Origin of the sequence: Microbacterium sp. LWH12-1.2 (genome assembly GCF_040675825.1) — a bacterium.
Classification (GTDB): domain Bacteria; phylum Actinomycetota; class Actinomycetes; order Actinomycetales; family Microbacteriaceae; genus Microbacterium.
The window spans coordinates 2551767-2567912 of the sequence record NZ_JBEGIJ010000001.1 but is presented as its reverse complement, the minus strand read 5'-3'; the positions used below and the strand labels follow the sequence as shown (position 1 = coordinate 2567912).

10 protein-coding genes are annotated in these 16146 nt (G+C 68.6%); 7 read left to right on the top strand and 3 right to left on the bottom strand.

From position 1 onward, the window contains the following. Positions 1-33: 33 nt before the first annotated feature. The 4 genes from MRBLWH12_RS12160 to MRBLWH12_RS12145 are packed head-to-tail and all read left to right on the top strand — an operon-like array spanning position 34 to position 5239. Positions 34-1527 (top strand): glycoside hydrolase family 43 protein, encoded by a 1494-nt coding sequence (locus tag MRBLWH12_RS12160; RefSeq protein ID WP_363549220.1) that lies wholly within the window; start codon positions 34-36, stop codon positions 1525-1527. Then, complete coding sequence (locus MRBLWH12_RS12155) at positions 1524-2525, top strand: ABC transporter permease (RefSeq protein WP_341977328.1); 1002 nt, start codon at positions 1524-1526, stop codon at positions 2523-2525. The genes MRBLWH12_RS12160 and MRBLWH12_RS12155 overlap by 4 nt, the downstream gene beginning before the upstream one ends. A 13-nt stretch (positions 2526-2538) precedes the next feature. After that, positions 2539-3459, top strand: coding sequence for a carbohydrate ABC transporter permease (locus tag MRBLWH12_RS12150; protein WP_363549218.1), 921 nt, complete (start codon positions 2539-2541; stop codon positions 3457-3459). Between the two features lie 31 nt (positions 3460-3490). After that, positions 3491-5239 carry an ABC transporter substrate-binding protein gene (locus tag MRBLWH12_RS12145; RefSeq protein ID WP_363549215.1) on the top strand — a complete coding sequence of 583 codons (1749 nt, stop codon included), beginning with the start codon at positions 3491-3493 and terminating at the stop codon, positions 5237-5239. Positions 5240-5302: 63 nt separating this feature from the next. Here MRBLWH12_RS12145 and MRBLWH12_RS12140 read toward each other — a convergent pair whose 3' ends face one another. From MRBLWH12_RS12140 to MRBLWH12_RS12130, 3 genes are read right to left on the bottom strand one after another with little or no spacing between them, the layout of a single operon-like run. After that, positions 5303-5908: a YesL family protein gene (locus MRBLWH12_RS12140; protein ID WP_363549213.1), complete on the bottom strand. Its 606-nt coding sequence runs from the start codon at positions 5906-5908 to the stop codon at positions 5303-5305. Beyond that, complete coding sequence (locus MRBLWH12_RS12135) at positions 5905-6909, bottom strand: LacI family DNA-binding transcriptional regulator (protein ID WP_363549211.1); 1005 nt, start codon at positions 6907-6909, stop codon at positions 5905-5907. Before MRBLWH12_RS12135 ends, MRBLWH12_RS12140 begins: the two co-directional genes overlap by 4 nt. After that, positions 6903-9239 carry a glycosyl hydrolase family 95 catalytic domain-containing protein gene (locus tag MRBLWH12_RS12130; protein WP_363551361.1) on the bottom strand — a complete coding sequence of 779 codons (2337 nt, stop codon included), beginning with the start codon at positions 9237-9239 and terminating at the stop codon, positions 6903-6905. Before MRBLWH12_RS12130 ends, MRBLWH12_RS12135 begins: the two co-directional genes overlap by 7 nt. Positions 9240-9293: 54 nt before the next feature. Here MRBLWH12_RS12130 and MRBLWH12_RS12125 point away from each other — a divergent pair, with 54 nt between their 5' ends. Genes MRBLWH12_RS12125 through MRBLWH12_RS12115 form a run of 3 tightly spaced genes read left to right on the top strand, consistent with a single transcriptional unit; the run spans position 9294 to position 16143 of the window. Beyond that, positions 9294-11348, top strand: a complete 2055-nt coding sequence (locus tag MRBLWH12_RS12125) for a beta-galactosidase (protein ID WP_363549208.1) — start codon at positions 9294-9296, stop codon at positions 11346-11348. After that, positions 11345-13624 (top strand): alpha-xylosidase, encoded by a 2280-nt coding sequence (yicI, locus tag MRBLWH12_RS12120; protein WP_363549206.1) that lies wholly within the window; start codon positions 11345-11347, stop codon positions 13622-13624. Before MRBLWH12_RS12125 ends, yicI begins: the two co-directional genes overlap by 4 nt. Continuing rightward, entirely contained in the window at positions 13621-16143 is a 2523-nt protein-coding gene (locus MRBLWH12_RS12115; protein ID WP_363549204.1) for a beta-glucosidase family protein, read from the top strand. The genes yicI and MRBLWH12_RS12115 overlap by 4 nt, the downstream gene beginning before the upstream one ends. The last annotated feature ends 3 nt before the right edge of the window (positions 16144-16146 follow it).

The following is a 16146-nucleotide window of genomic DNA, read 5'->3' as shown; positions in this document are numbered from 1 at the left end:
GAGCGATCCAACCCAAAGGCGAGTGGAGCCCCGATGACCGATGCCGTGAACTCCGCGGAGCATCCTGTAGTCCCCGGGTTCCACCCGGACCCGACGATCTGCCGGGCCGGGGACACGTACTACCTCGCGCACTCGTCGTTCGAGTATTCGCCGGGTGTTCCCCTCTGGCGGAGCACGGATCTCACCACGTGGGAGCAGGTCGGTCACGCCCTCGACGGTGATGAGAACCTGCGCCCGGGCATCGCCGGACCCGGTGGAGGCGTGTATGCGCCGACGCTCCGTCATCACGCCGGACGATTCTGGATGATCACCACGAACGTCTCAGGAAAGGTCGGCCAGTTGGTCACCTCGGCCCCGAGCATCGAGGGTCCGTGGTCGCCGGGCATCGTGATCGAGGGCGCCGTCGGCATCGATCCCGACCTCGCCTGGGACGACGAGGGCACCTGCTACATGACGTTCAGCTCGAACATGTCATCGGCTCCGGGAATCGCCCAGGTGCGAGTGGACCTGGAGACGGGCACAGTGCTCGACGAGCCGCGGACCGTCTCGCGCGGCACCGGACTGGCGTACCCCGAAGCTCCGCATGTCTTCCGGCGCGGCGACTGGTGGTACCTGCTCTACGCCGAGGGCGGCACGGAGCGCGGGCACACGGTGGGCATCGCCAGGGCGAAGACCCCAGCAGGGCCGTTCGAACTTCATCCGCGCAATCCGATCTTCACCCGCCGCAGCACCACCTTCCCGGTGCAGAACGCCGGCCATGCCGACCTGATCGAGCGCCTCGACGGCTCCTGGGCGATGGTCTATCTCGGCGTCCGTCCGCGCGGAGCCACCCCTCAGTTCCACGTGAACGGTCGTGAGACGTTCCTCGCCGGCATCGACTGGGTCGACGACTGGCCTGTGGTCGTCCCGGACCGCTTCACCTTCACCCCCGCACCGACCGGGTTCACCGACCGCTTCGACGGACCGCTGCACCCCCGATGGACCTCTCCGGGCTTCGCCCCCGCCGAGATCGCCGAGAGCACACCGGGCGGCATCCGGATCGCCGTCGAGGATGACGCGCCCAACGGGGCACCGTCGATGCTCGCGACCCGCACCCTCGACGCGCACTGGCGATTCTCGGCGACGACCGAGGCCTCCGAGGCGGCCGCGGTGCGCGTGCGCATGGACGATCGGCACTGGGGCGAGGTCCGCATCGACTCCGGTCGCGCGCGGGCCGAACTTCACATCGGCGGGCTGACCCGCACCATCGACGACGACCGCACCGCGGCGTCCGGTGCGCGGTCGCTGATCATCGAATCCCGACCAGCGACGTCCGGGGGCCCGGACGACCTCGTCTTCGCCATCGCCGACGCCGACGGGGAGCGGGAACTCGCGCGCCTGGACGGACGGTATCTGTCGACCGAGGTCGCCGGTGGGTTCGTGGGGCGCACGGTCGGTCTGCGCGCGGCGAGCACAGCGGCGCTGTTCACGGACGTGGCGTACGAGCCACGGGAAGCCGCCAACGAGAACGCGGAGGTTCACTCATGACCTTGACGATCGGGAACACGACCGCGGTCCAATCCGTGGTGATCAAGGACTCGCCCACCTCGCGCCGACGCCGTGGGCGCCGCCAGCGACAGCAGGCCGGCGGCCGCCGTTCGATGGGGATGTTCCTGTGCATCCTGCCCTTCCTGGTGCTGGTCTTCCTCTTCTCCTACTTCCCGCTCTACGGCTGGATCTATTCGCTGTTCGACTACCGGCCGGCCCTCGGGCTCGCCGGCAGCGAGTTCGTCGGACTGCAGTGGTTCGAGCTCCTCGTCAGCTCACCGACGCAGGTGGCCCAGATCGGGCAGGTGCTGCTGAACACGCTCGCCATCAGCTTCCTCGGCATCGCGACCTCGATCCTCCCGCTGTTCTTCGCGATCTTCCTCAACGAGGTGCGTGCTCCGTGGTTCCGCAACGCCGTGCAGACGCTGACCACACTCCCGAACTTCATCTCGTGGGTGCTCGTCTACATGATCGCGTTCTCGCTGTTCTCCAGCTCGGGCCTCGTCAACAACGTGCTCAACGACGCGGGGCTCATCACGCAGCCGCTCAAGTTCCTCGACAGCGATCAGAACGTCTGGCTCACGATGACGTTGTGGAGCGTCTGGAAGGGCCTCGGCTGGGGCGCGATCATCTACCTCGCCGCGATCGCCGGCATCGACCAGTCGCTGTACGAGTCGGCCAAGATCGACGGCGCCGGACGCTTCCAGCTGATGCGGTACATCACCATTCCGCAGCTGATGCCGACCTACCTCGTGCTGCTGCTCCTGTCGGTCGCGAACATGCTGAACAACGGCATGGAGCAGTACTTCGTGTTCCAGAACGCCTTCAACAAGGAGACCATCCAGGTCCTCGATCTGTACGTCTACAACATCGGCATCACGGGCAACAGCCTGTCGATGGCGACCGCGATCGGCATGCTGAAGAGCATCATCTCGGTCGCTCTCCTGCTCACCGTCAACTGGATCGCCAAGCGCGTCCGCGGCCAGTCCATCGTCTGAGAAGGAGACACCCATGAGCAGCACGACCTTCGGGGTCCGCCGTCGCAGCAGTGGCGACATCATCTTCGCGATGACGAACTACACGGTCTTCATCGCGCTCGCGTTCCTGTGCGCGTACCCGTTCTACTTCCTGATCATCAACTCGATCAGCGCCAACGACGTCTCGGCCCTCGGGCAGGTGCGCTGGTTCCCTGTCGATCTCCACCTCGAGAACTACTCGCAGGTGCTGCAGTTGAACGGCCTCCCGATGGCGGCCGTGGTCAGCATCGGGCGCACGGCGATCGGTACCTTCGCCGCCGTCCTCGCCTCCGCCTTCCTCGGGTTCATGTTCTCGCAGAGCAAGATGTGGGGCCGCCAGTTCTGGTACCGCTCCGTCATCATCACCATGTACTTCAGCGCCGGACTCATCCCGGTGTTCATCGTGATGAAGACGCTCGGCCTCACCAACAACTTCTGGGTCTACGTGCTGCCGTTCATCGTGCAGCCGTTCTTCATCATCCTGGTGAAGACGTACGTCGAGGCGATGCCCGAGTCGCTCCAGGAAGCGGCCGAGATGGACGGCGCGAACATCGTGCAGATCTTCCTCCGCATCTTCCTGCCGAACATGACCCCGATCCTCGCGACGGTCGCGATCTTCTCGGCGGTCGCCCAGTGGAACTCGTTCCAGGACACGTTGATCTACATCACCGATCAGAGTCTGTACACCCTGCAGTACCTGCTCTACATGTTCATCAATCAGGCCAACAGCCTGGCTCAAGCCGCTCAGAACTCCGGCGGCAACCTGACTGGCATCATCACGGCGGCGACCACCCAGACGCCGACGTCGATCAGGATGACCGTCTCCGTGCTGGTCGTGCTGCCGATCATCTTCATCTATCCCCTGTTCCAGCGCTTCTTCGTGAAGGGCATCATGCTGGGCGCCGTCAAGGGCTGACGACGTCACTGCATCCAAGAAAGGAAATGCAATGAAACTCAAGCGCAAGGTGGCGCTCACCGCGGTGGCGCTCGTTGCCGCGGGCCTGCTCACGTCCTGCACCGGAGGTGACGCGCAGCAACAGGAGTCCATCTCCTCCTTCCCCGACAAGTGGGATGAGGAGATCACGATCGACGTCTTCGACGGGCTCGCGAATTACATGGGGATCCAGGAGGGCTGGTTCGCCGACATCGTGAAGAAGAAGTTCAACATGAAGCTGAACATCATCGCCCCGAACGTCGCCGGCGGCGGTGACACCCTCTACAACACGCGGGTCTCGGCGGGTGATCTCGGCGACATGATCATCACCGAGAAGGGCGAGAAGCTCGATGAGCTGGTCCAGGGCGGGCTGGTGATGGACAGCGCGCCGTTCTACCCCGCGATGAGCAACTTCGAGGAGTTCGACACGGCCGTCGAGCACCTCAACGACGGAAAGGACGGCGTCTACGCCTTCCCGACCTCCGTCTCCTCGCTGAAGCCGACCCAGCCGTCCGAGGGGCTCGACCCGACCTTCGGCCCGTACGTCCGCTGGGATCTCTACAAGGCCCTCGGCTATCCGGAACTCAACACCCTCGAGGATCTCGTTCCGGTGCTGAAGGACATGCAGGATCTCGAGCCGACCGCCCCCAACGGCGGCAAGGTGTACGCGCTGTCGCTGTTCAAGGACTGGGACGGCAACATGATGGTCACCGCCAAGCAGCCGACCACCTTCTACGGCTACGACGAGCTCGGCTTCGTGCTGGCGAAGGCCGACGGTTCGGACTACCAGGGCATCCTCGACGATGACGGCGAGTACATGCGCACGCTGAAGTTCTACCACGAGGCCAACAAGCTCGGCCTCGTCGACCCCGAGTCGACCACCCAGAACTACGACACCATGTGGTCGAAGGTGCAGAACGGACAGGTCCTCTTCTCGTGGTGGCCGTGGCTCGGTCAGGCCGCCTACAACACCGATGTGAACACCGCGGCGGGCAAGGGCTTCGAGCTCGCGCCGGTCAAGGACATCAACATCTTCTCGTACGGAGCAGAGGCCTATGGCGGCAAGCCGGTGATCGCGATCGGCTCGAAGGCCGAGGACCCGGAGCGCATCGCGGCGTTCATCGACTGGCTGTACTCGGCCGAAGGCACCTACGCCAACAACAGCCAGACCATGGGCGCAGCCGGCCCGCAGGGCATGACCTGGGAGCTCGACGACGCCGGTCAGCCGGTGCTGACCGAACTCGGCAAGCAGGCCTTCATCAGCGGTGAGGCGCAGGTTCCGGCTGAGCTGGGCGGCGGCACGTACACCGACGGCGCCTCCGCGCTCAACGTCACCGCCGTCCTTCCCGTCGACATCGACGAGGAGACCGGGCTGCCGTTCAGCTACAAGGCATGGCCGTCGTACCAGGAGCTCGTGAAGACGCCGCTCTCGGAGGACTGGTCGGCCAAGATGGGCGGGGCCGCCACCACGATGGAGTACCTGGAGACCAACGACCAGCTGCTGGTCGCCCCTGGCGCGAGCTATGCGGCCCCCGCCGACCCGTCGGAGATCGAGACGCTCCGCAACCAGGTCAAGGCCATCGTCATCCAGTACTCGTGGCAGATGGCATTCGCTGCCAGCGACGACGAGTTCGAGACGCTGAAGGCCCAGCTGCAGGAGCAGGCAGCAGGTCTCGGATACGACAAGGTGCTCGAGTTCGACATGGAGAATGCCGAGTCGCAGAACAAGCAACGTGAGGCGGTCGCGGCCGACGCCGGCTGACCCTCCTCGGAGAACGCCCCCGGGACCATGCGGTCCCGGGGGCGTTCTGCGTCGGGTTGCGGGTTACCGGCGGTGCCGTGCGAAGACGCTGCGGAACACGAAGGCAGCAGCGTAGGCGCCGACCGAGAAGCCCACTGTTCCCATGATCACCAGGAACGGCGGGAAGAGGATGCTGATGCACACCAGCGTCACCGGGATCATCAGCAGGCCGAAGGTGCGTGCCGGCTCGGCGGCCGCGAGCAGCACGGCGTTCTTCAGGGTGCGTCGGATGCCGTCGTCGAACGTCGCCACGAGCGCCATCGCATAAAGGAAAGCGGTGAAGAGGAAGACGGCGGCAAGTGCGGCGACCACGCCGCCGGTCGTTCCCAGCACGCTCGGCGTGGACAACCAGAACACGGCGCTGAAGACGAGCAGCGCGACCGGCACCAGCAGTGCGAGGCCGGTGAGCGCACCGCGGCGGAAGTTCTTCGCGAACGCGGGGAGGAAATCGGCGACCGGCCGCCCGGTCTCGTCATCGGAATAGCGGATGGTGACCTGGAACAGCGCGCTCGTCGCGGCGCCGATCGTGACGATCGGAAGGCACGTGACCAGATACATCACGTTCAGCGCGACGAACTCGATGAACGTCGACAGCCCCTGCACGGACCGGCTGTTCGGGTCGATCCTCATCGGGCCATGATTTCGGCCTGCTCGAGGGCTGACTCTTGTCGCGACGAGGCGAGAACGGGCGGCAGCAGCCGCACCTTCGGCGTGCTCTCGCCGGCGAGCAGGGCCATGAGCGCCTGCGTGGCGGCGATGCCGAGGCCTTCCGCCGGCAGGTCGATGCTGTCGGCCAGGGTCGGCACGGTGCGTGCCGTATCCGCCGGGCAGAGCGCGATCGCCTGGAGCCCTTCGGCCGTCGCGGCACGTGCCGCGAGGTGGGCCAGCGCACCTTCGTTGTGGATGAAGAGGCCTGTCACATCAGGATGCTCGGCGAGGACCGCGTCCAGGACCTCGACGGATTCGTGCGTGGTCGGGCACGGGTGCACCGTCGCCGGAACACCGCGCTCCGCACACACGGCGAGGAAGCCGGTGGAGAGCCGTTCGGCATACGAGGTGCGCCGGTCGATCACCTCGCGCGGCGAGCCGAGCAGCGCCACCCGGCGGTGACCGAGGGCGATCAGCCGCTCCGCAGCCGCGCGGCCCGCGCTCTCGAAGTCGAAGTCGACGCAGGTCAGTTCTTCGGCTCCGCGCGGCAGGCCGATCAGCACGCTGGGGGCGGAGAGGTCGCGCAGGGTGGCGATGCGCGGATCGTCCGACTCGACATCCATCAACAGCAGGGCGTCGACCATCGATGCGCCGGTCGCGCGGCGCAGCCCCTCGCCGTCGTCACTGGTGAGCAGCAGGATGTCGTACTGGTGCACCCGCGCCTCGCGCACGATGCCGGCGACGATCTCCATGACGACGTGCACGTCGACACCCGAGCGCAGCGGTGCCTGCAGGCCGATCACGCTCGTGGATCGCGAGGCGAGCGAGCGGGCACTCGCGTGCGGTCGGTACTCCAGCGCATCGATGGCGCTCTCGACGCGCTCCTTCGTGTCCTGCGAGATCGTCCTCTTGCCGCTCATCACGTATGAGACGGTCGAGATGGAGACGCCGGCTGCCCGTGCGACGTCTGCGATGGTCACCATCGGTTCTCCCTCGGCTCGATGAGAGCGGGCTGCCCTGCAGTGAGGACGACGGATCGGATGCCGATCCCCGGCCCGCTCATCTCTATTGTGGTGTTCCCATCGCTGCGCAGTCGTACTTTCACGATTTCGCCGTGTTCCCAGTCGATGTCGACGGTCACACCCCCTCGTGCGCGCAACCCGCGCACGCTTCCGACCGGCCAGTCCGGTGGCAGTGCCGGCAGCAGCAGCATCCGCTCGTCATGGGACTGCAGCAGCGCCTCGGCGACACCGGCGGTGAGGCCGATGTTCCCGTCGATCTGGAACGGCGGATGCGCGCTGAATCCATTCGCATAGAGACCGCCGCGGTGGCCCCCGCCGTCGGAGACCGCAGGACGCAGCGCCATCGTGATCTGGTCGAGCACCTGCGCGCCATCCCCGAGGCGTGCCCACATCGCGGTGCGCCAGGCCAGTGCCCACCCCGTCGACTCCCGTCCACGGGAGATGATCGAGGCCGCCGCAGCGGCGGCGAGCTCAGGCGACCGCGTCGGCGAGATCCGCGCAAGCGGGAACAGGCCGACGAGATGCGACAGGTGCCGGTGGTCGGGCTCGGTGTCCTCGCGGGGGCGGTCCCATTCCCGCAGGGTGCCGTCGGCATCGACCTCGGCGTCGGGAAGGGCGGTGGTCAGGGTGAGCAGCTCGGCGATCCACGGCTCCTCGATGCCGAGTGCCATCGAGGCCTGCACGCACGCCGTCGCGAGGGTCCGCAGCAGTGCGACGTCCATCGTCGAGGATTCGCCCACGCCGGTCGCGGTGCCGTCATCGGCGAGGAAGTGGTTCTCCGGCGACGTCGAGGGGCTCGTGTACGTGCGGGTGCCGTCATCCCGGATCCATGACAGCGCGAACTGCGCGGCGGAGGCGAGCGCCGGCCACGACTGCATGCGCAGCTCATCGATGTCGCCGGTGAACGCGTAGCGCTCCCAGAGGTGCAGGCTCAGCCAGACCCCGCCCATCGGCCAGAACGCCCAGGCAGGGTCGCCGTGACCGGCCCCGACCGGCGCAGCGTGCCCCCAGGCGTCGGAATTGTGGTGCGCCACCCAGCCGTTCGCACCGTGCAGCTCACGTGCGACGGTGCTGCCGGATCCAGCAGCGAGCCGCCGGATGAAGCGCAGCAAGGGGGTGTGGCATTCGCTGAGCGCGGTGGTCTCGGCAGCCCAGTACGCCATCTGCAGGTTGATGTTCGTCGTGTACGCGCTCGACCACGGACCGGGAAGCTCGGCGTTCCACAGGCCCTGCAGCGTGAGGGGCAGTCCGGTGTGCCGTGACGACGACAGCAGCAGGTAGCGACCGTAGTGGAAGAGCAGGGCCGCGAGGCCGGGGTCCGGCCGCTCCTGGGCGACCGCGATCCGCTCCTCGGTGCTGAGTTCCACCGCGCCGTCCGCAGAGGGCAGGGTCAGAGCGCAGCGCAGGTACAGCTCCTGATGCGCGGCGACGTGCGTTCCGTGCCGCCGGTCGGACTCGGCGGCGGCATCCGATCCGACCTGCCCCAGCACGGCGACCGCCCGTGTCGGTGCATCGGCATCCGATTCCGGCTCTCCGGGGATCGACGGCGCGGTCGCGGTGCCGATGACGAAGGTGTGGGTGTGCGCGAGCTCGGTGACCAGCGTTCCGGCCTGGACGGTCGCCGGGCCAGCCGACCGCACGGCGATCGCGCCGGTGCGTCCGTCGCCGTACCGGACCGGCTCCGGCGGGGTCTCGTGCCCCGGAGCCACATCGATCGGCAGCAGCAGCTCGCGGACGATTCCGTCGGGGATGCCGGTATCCGGCCCGGCGGAGCGGAGCAGGCTCCCGACGCGCAGCCGCACGCGCACCGGGGCATCCGCCTCGATCCGGTGCACGATCGCCCCGCCGGCCGAGTCCGCCCATGTCGTGTGGCGCACGCCGGCGTACTCGAGATGGGCGGTCGCCGTCGTGAGGTCGAGACGGCGACGGCATCCGTCGTCGAAGGTTCCGTCGATCTCGACGTCGATCCAGCCGAGCGGCAGGAAGGCCTGCACCCACGGCGTCTGCTGTTGCTGGAGGAGACGTTCGGCTGCGGCGGCATCGCCCCCGGCGATGGCATCGCGCACCGCGTGGAGGGCATCCGGACCGCGATCGACCACGCCGGCGAGCGGGTCCTGGTCGGGGAGGCCGGACCAGGCGGTGATGTCGTTCAGCCACAAGCGCTCAGCGCCGGGGCCGCCCTGACAGGTCGCTCCGCGTACCCCGTTGCCGACCGGGAAGGCATCGGTCCATCGCGCGGCCGCGCGATCGGAGCGCAGCACGTGAAGCGCTTCGCGAAGCATCGTGGACATCGGCACCCGGCTAGTATATGGTCTCGTTGTTGAAGCGCTTCGACAATCGCAGAGATGAGAGAGAAAATGTCGACGGAGACATCCGCCACCGGTTCGTTCGGTGCCGTGACGGCCGAACGAGGAATCTGTTTCGGAGGCGACTACAACCCCGAGCAGTGGGACTCCTCGGTCTGGCGTGAAGATGTCGAACTGATGCAACGGGCCGGCGTGAATCTCGTGACCGTCGGGGTGTTCAGCTGGGCCCGCATCGAGCCGTCTCCTGGCGTCCGCGACTTCGCCTGGCTCGATGAGGTGCTCGATCTGTTGCACGCCGCCGGCATCGCCGTCGACCTGGCCACACCTACGGCATCGCCGCCGCCGTGGCTCGGCATCCGCTACCCGGAGACGCTTCCTGTCGATCAGGACGGCGTTCGGCTGGTGCCGGGTTCACGCAACCAGTTCTCTCCTGCGTCACGCGTCTACCGCGAGCACGCGCTGGCGATCTCGCGTGACCTCGCAGCGCGCTACGCCACCCACCCTGCGGTGCGCATGTGGCACGTCGGCAACGAGTTCGGTCAGGTCGACTTCGGCGACGAGGCGGCACGCGAGTTCCGGCGCTGGCTGCACACGAGGTACGGCGGCGTCGACGGAGTCAACACGGCCTGGGGGACGGCGTTCTGGTCGCAGCACTACGCCGACTTCGATGAGATCCTGCCGCCGCGCCGGGCGCCCTACCTGATCAACCCGACGCAGTCGCTGGACTTCCGCCGCTTCACCTCCGACCTGCTGCGTGAGTGCTACCGCGAGCTCCGCGACGCGATCCGCGAGGCCGGAGCGACGCAGCCCATCACCACCAACTTCATGGGGTTCTTCGCGCTCGTCGACTACCGGTCATGGGCAGACGACGTCGATGTCATCGCTGACGACCAGTACCCCGATCCCGCCGACCCGCAGTCGGCCGTCGACATCGCACTCACCCAGGATCTGATGCGCTCGCTCGGCGGCGGGCGACCATGGATCCTGATGGAGCAGGCCACGACGGCGATCTCGTGGCGCTCCCACAATCTGCCGAAGAGCCCGCAGAAGGCGCGCCTCGATTCCCTGCAGGCCGTCGCCCGCGGCGCGGACGGGGTCTGCTACTTCCAGTGGCGGGCCTCCAGTGCGGGGGCCGAGCGCTTCCATGCGGCGATGCTCCCGCACGCCGGTGCCGACACCGACCTGTTCCGCGGCGTGTGCCGGCAGGGTGCGGATCTGCGGCTCCTGCGTCCTGTGGTCGGGTCGACGGTCGAGGCCGAGGTGGCGATCGTGTTCGACTGGTCGTCGTGGTGGGCCGCGGAAGAGCCGGCCCGCCCCACGGAACGGCTCGTCGCGATGGAGCAGCTCGGCCGCTGGTACCGCCAACTCTGGCGGCGGGGTATCGCCGTCGACGTGGTGGCGCCCGACGCGGATCTGGACCGCTACCGGCTCGTACTCGCACCGCAGCTGTACATCACCGAACCGGATGCCGCTGCGGCTCTGGAGCGCGCGGTGGAGCGTGGCGCGCACCTCGTCGTCGGCCCGTTCAGCGGCGTCGCCGATCGCAATGCCCACGTCCTCATCGGCCGCTCGCCTGCGCTCCTGCGCGAGGTGATGGGCGTGAGCGGCGAGGAATGGTGCGCACTTCCCGATGACGATGTCGTACTCGTCGGCGACTGGTGGCAGCAGGCGGACGGTGCTGCCGAAGCATCGATTCTCGGCGAGCGGCTGCGGACGGACGGCGCCGAAGTGCTGCTGTCCTACGCCGACGGTCCTCTCGCGGGTCTGCCGGCAGTCGCGCGGAACTCCCGCGGGGCCGGCACTGCCTGGCACCTGGGCGCTGTCGTCTCGGATGCTGTCCTGTCGAAGATCCTCGGCGAGGCCGCCGCCGCCGCCGGAGTGCGCGGCGTCGTGCCGGAGCTCGATGTCCTGCCCGACCTCCTGGAGGCCGTGCAGCGCGGACCGGTGCTCTTCCTGCTCAACCACGGGACCGAGGAGCAGCGCATTCCGGTGCGCCCCGGACTCGTGGATCTCCTGACCTCGGAGGCGACGGATCACGTCGTCACTGTGCCTCCCGGCGAAGTCCGGGCCTTGATCGAAAGGGCGGACTCGTGAAGTTCACCGACGGCTACTGGCTGACCAGGCCGGGTTTCACTCCGCTCTTCGGGGTCGAAGTCGATGACATCCGTGTCGACGAACAGGCGGGCACGCTCACCGTGTACGCCGCCACCGCCGGCATCCGTCACCGCGGCGACACCCTCAATCGTCCGATGCTGACCATCACGTTCTCGGCACCGTCGCCCGGCGTCGTGCGTACCAGGGTGCAGCGCCATGCGGGTGGTGTGCACCCTCGCCCCGACTTCGCGATCGCCGCCCAGCCGGGGTTCCTCCCGGTCGTGAGCCTCGACGACGAGTACGGCGTGCTCGACGCCGACGGACTCCGCGTTCGGGTGCGTCGCACCGGTCAGTGGCAGATCGACTTCGAGCAGGGCGACACCGTGATCACCCGCGCCCTGCCCCGGTCGAGCGGTCACATCTCGGGGCCGGACGGCGCCTGGGTGCATCAGCAGCTGACGCTCGAGCCGGGGGAGCGCATCTACGGTCTCGGCGAGCGGTTCGGCGCGCTCATCAAGAACGGTCAGACCGTCGACACCTGGAACGCCGATGGTGGCACCTCCAGCGAGCAGTCGTACAAGTCGATCCCGTTCTACCTGTCGAGCCGGGGCTACGGCGTCCTCGTCGACAGCCCCGACAACGTCTCCTTCGAGGTCGGTTCCGAGGTCAACACCCGCGTGCAGTTCTCCGTGCCGGGCGAGACGATCGACTACTTCGTGATCGCCGGGCCGACCCCGAAAGACGTGCTGCGCCGCTACACCGGACTCACCGGACGCCCGGCCAGGGTGCCGGCCTGGTCGTTCGGGTTGTGGCTGACCACGTCGTTCACCGCCGACTACGACGAGGCGAGCGTCAACGCGTTCATCGACGGCATGGCCGAGCGCGATCTGCCGCTGAGCGTGTTCCATTTCGACTGCTTCTGGATGCGCGAGTACCAGTGGACGGACTTCGAGTGGGACCCGCGGACGTTCCCCGACCCCGAGGGGCAGCTCGCGCGTCTGCACGACCGCGGGCTCAAGGTCTCGGCGTGGATCAATCCCTACATCGCGCAGCGCTCGCGGTTGTTCGAGGAGGCGCGCGAGCGCGGCTTCCTGCTGACCCGCACCGACGGCAGCGTCTGGCAGTGGGACCTGTGGCAGGCGGGCATGGGCATCATCGACTTCACGAACCCGGAGGCCACCGACTGGTACGTCGAGCACCTCGAGCGACTGATGTCGCAGGGCGTCGACACGTTCAAGACCGACTTCGGCGAGCGGATCCCGTCCGAGGACGTCGTGTGGCATGACGGCTCCGACCCCGCCCGCATGCACAACTACTATCCGTACCTCTACAACGAGGCCGTATTCCGCGCGCTCGAGCGGCGCTACGGCGAGGGGCAGGCCATCGTGTTCGCGCGCTCGGCGACGGTGGGCACGCAGCAGTTCCCCGTGCACTGGGGCGGAGACAGCGACTCGACGTTCCTGTCGATGGCGGAGTCGCTGCGCGGCGGGCTGTCGCTGGCGATGAGCGGCTTCGGCTACTGGAGCCATGACATCGGCGGCTTCGAGGGCACTCCGGACGCCGGCGTCTTCAAGCGCTGGCTCGCGTTCGGCCTGCTCTCCTCGCACTCGCGGCTGCACGGCTCCTCGTCGCTGCGGGTGCCGTGGGCGTTCGACGACGAGGCGGTGGAGATCACCCGGCAGTTCACGCGGCTGAAGATGCGGCTGATGCCTTACCTGATCGGCGCCGCCGAAGAGGCGCACCAGACCGGCACCCCGATGATGCGTCCCATGGTGCTCGAGTTCCCCGAGGACCGGAGCGGCTTCGACGCCGATGCGCAGTACATGCTCGGCGATTCGTTGCTCGTCGCGCCGGTCTTCAGCGAGCAGGGCGACGTCGAGTACTACCTCCCCGAGGGCGACTGGACGTCGTTGCTCGACGGCGGGCTGCAGGACGGGCGTCGCTGGCTGCGCGAACGCCACGGCTTCGACTCGCTGCCCGTGCGCGTGCGCCCCGGCACCGTGCTGCCGTGGGGCGCACGCGATGATCGCCCGGACTACGACTGGGCAGACGGTGTCACTCTGCGGTGCTTCGCCCTGCCGGACGGCTTCGACCGCACGGTCACCGTACTCGGTGCCGATGGTGCCTCGACCGCGTTCCGTGTGCGGCGCGAGGGCGACCGGATCACCGCCGGCTCCACCGACGCCCGCGCGCCGTGGTCGCTGCAGGCCGGCGACGTCTCGGCCGATGCGGCGGGCGCCGGAGACATCACCATCACGATCGAGGAGACCCGATGACCGCCGAGCCGTTCCGCGACACGTCGTTGACGGTCGCCCAGCGCGCACAGGACCTGCTGAGCCGGCTCACCGCCGACGAGCGCATCGCCATGCTGCACCAGGCGGCTCCGGCGGTCGAACGGCTGCAGGTGTCGGCATTCCACACGGGCTGCGAGGCGCTACATGGGGCGGCGTGGCTCGGGACGGCGACCGTCTTCCCGCAGCCGGTCGGCATGGCGGCGACGTGGGACGTCGACCTCATCGAGCGCATCGGCGAGGTGGCCGCGACCGAGGTGCGCGCGAAGCGCGCGGAGAACCCGCTGGTCAGCCTGAACGTGTGGGCGCCGGTCGTCAACACGCTGCGCCATCCTGCCTGGGGACGCAACGAGGAGGGGTACTCCGAGGACCCGCACGTGACCGGTCATTTCGGGGCCGCATATTCGCAGGGGCTGCGCGGAAGGCACGAACGCGTCTGGCGCACGGTTCCCGCGCTCAAGCACTTCCTCGGGTACAGCAACGAGACGGACCGCTCGGCGACCTCATCGGAGATGTCGCTGCGCACCCTGCACGAGGAGGAGCTGCCGGCCTTCCGCGACGCGATCGAGCGCGGTGTCGCCGGAGGCATGATGCTCGCCTACAACCAGGTCAACGGCACGCCAGCCCACACTCAACCCGAACTCGTCGACGAGGCGCGCTCATGGGCGCCCGGTTCGCTCGCCGTGGTGTCGGATGCCGGCGCGCCCACCTTCGTGGTGAAGGTGCAGCGCGCGCAGCCGGACCACGAGCACGCCGCCGCGGCCCTGGTGCGCAGCGGCATGGACTCGTTCACCGATGACGGCGCCGACGCCGAGCCGACGATCGCGCACGTCCGCGGTGCGCTCGAGGCAGGACTGCTGACCCAGGAGGACGTCGACCGCGCGGTCGCCCGCGTGCTCGAGATGCGGGTGCGAAGCGGTGAGTTCGACGGTGCGGACGACCCCTATGCCGGCATCACCGCCGACGACATCGACGCGCCGGCATCCCGCGCCCTCGCCAGAGAGGCCGTCGCCAGCTCGGTCGTGGTGCTGCGGAACGACGCTGCCCTGCTGCCGCTCGCTGCTCCCGCATCCGTGGCCGTCGTCGGACCGCTCGCCGATCTGGTGCTCACCGACTGGTACGCCGGGACGCCGCCCTATGCCGTGGGCATCGCACAGGGACTCGGTGCCCGTTACCCCTCGGCCGCCGTGCGCGTCGAGACCGGCGCCGACACGATCGCCCTGCGTGACCTCGCGTCCGGGCGCTACGTCGCCGCCGGCCACGGCGGCGCGGCTGTGGACGCGTCGGCGGATGCTGCCGGCGAAGCCGCGCTGTGGGACCTCACCGACTGGGGCGACGGCATCCTGACCCTGCGCTCGCATGCGAGCGGGCGGCTGCTCACCGGCGGCGCGTGGCCGATGCGGGCCGACGCCGATCGCGTCGGGGGCTGGGTCGTGCAGGAGACCTTCCGGAAGCACGTGCACGCGGACGGGTCGTGGTCGCTGCTGCACCTCGGCTCAGGGCGCTGGGTCAAGGTGTCGCGCGAGGTCGGGCTTCTGGTGGCTGAGGGCGTCACCGTCGGCGATGCGTCGCGCTTCGCCGCGCGAGTGATTCGCTCAGGGCAGGCCGCGGTCGCAGAGGCTGCCGCCGAGGCTGATGTCGTGATCGTCGCGGTCGGCAACGACCCGCACCTCTCGGGGCGCGAGACCGAGGATCGCCCGCATCTGATGCTGCCGGAGTCGGCGGTCGCCGTATGGCGCGCCGCACGCGAGCAGAACGCCAACGCGGTGCTCGCGATCGTGTCGAGCTACCCGTACGTGCTCGGGGAGGGCATGGCGGATGCCGGCACCATCGTCTGGTCGAGTCATGGCGGACAGGAGCTGGGCAACGGCGTCGCCGACGTGCTCAGCGGCGATGTGCCGCCGAGCGGTCGGCTCGCGCAGTCGTGGCCGACGGATGCCGCACAAGCGGGTGACCTGTTCGACTACGACACGCTGCGCCAGCGGGCGACCTATCGGCACCAGCCGTCGCCGTACGCCTTCGCGTTCGGGCACGGGCTGACGCTGAGCGAGGTCGCCTACCTCGGAGTGACGCTCGACGACTCCGCGGTCGAGGCGCCGGCTCCGTCGCATCGGCATGCACCGCTGGTCGCGACAGACCCGTCGGACGCATCGGTTCGGACCACCGTTCGCGTCGCGAACCGCGGCGCGCGCGTCGCGGAGGAACTCGTGCAGCTGTACGCGCTCGCTCCCTCGGATCTGCCGATTCCGACGCCGCGCCGCGTGCTGGTCGGCTACCGTCGCGTCAGGCTCGAACCGGGGGAGGAGCGCGACGTCGAGATCGGGTTCGACCCGGCGCGGCTCGCGGTCTGGGACGACGGAATCCGCGTGGAGGGCGCGGTCGACGACTGGCTGCACCAGGGCGCGTTGCGCGTGCAGGCGGGGGCGTATCGGGTGGCGGCGGGGCCGTCGGCTGACGACCTCGCGGTGGGGGCGGTGCTCCAGGTGACCGAGGGCGGTGTCTGAGGG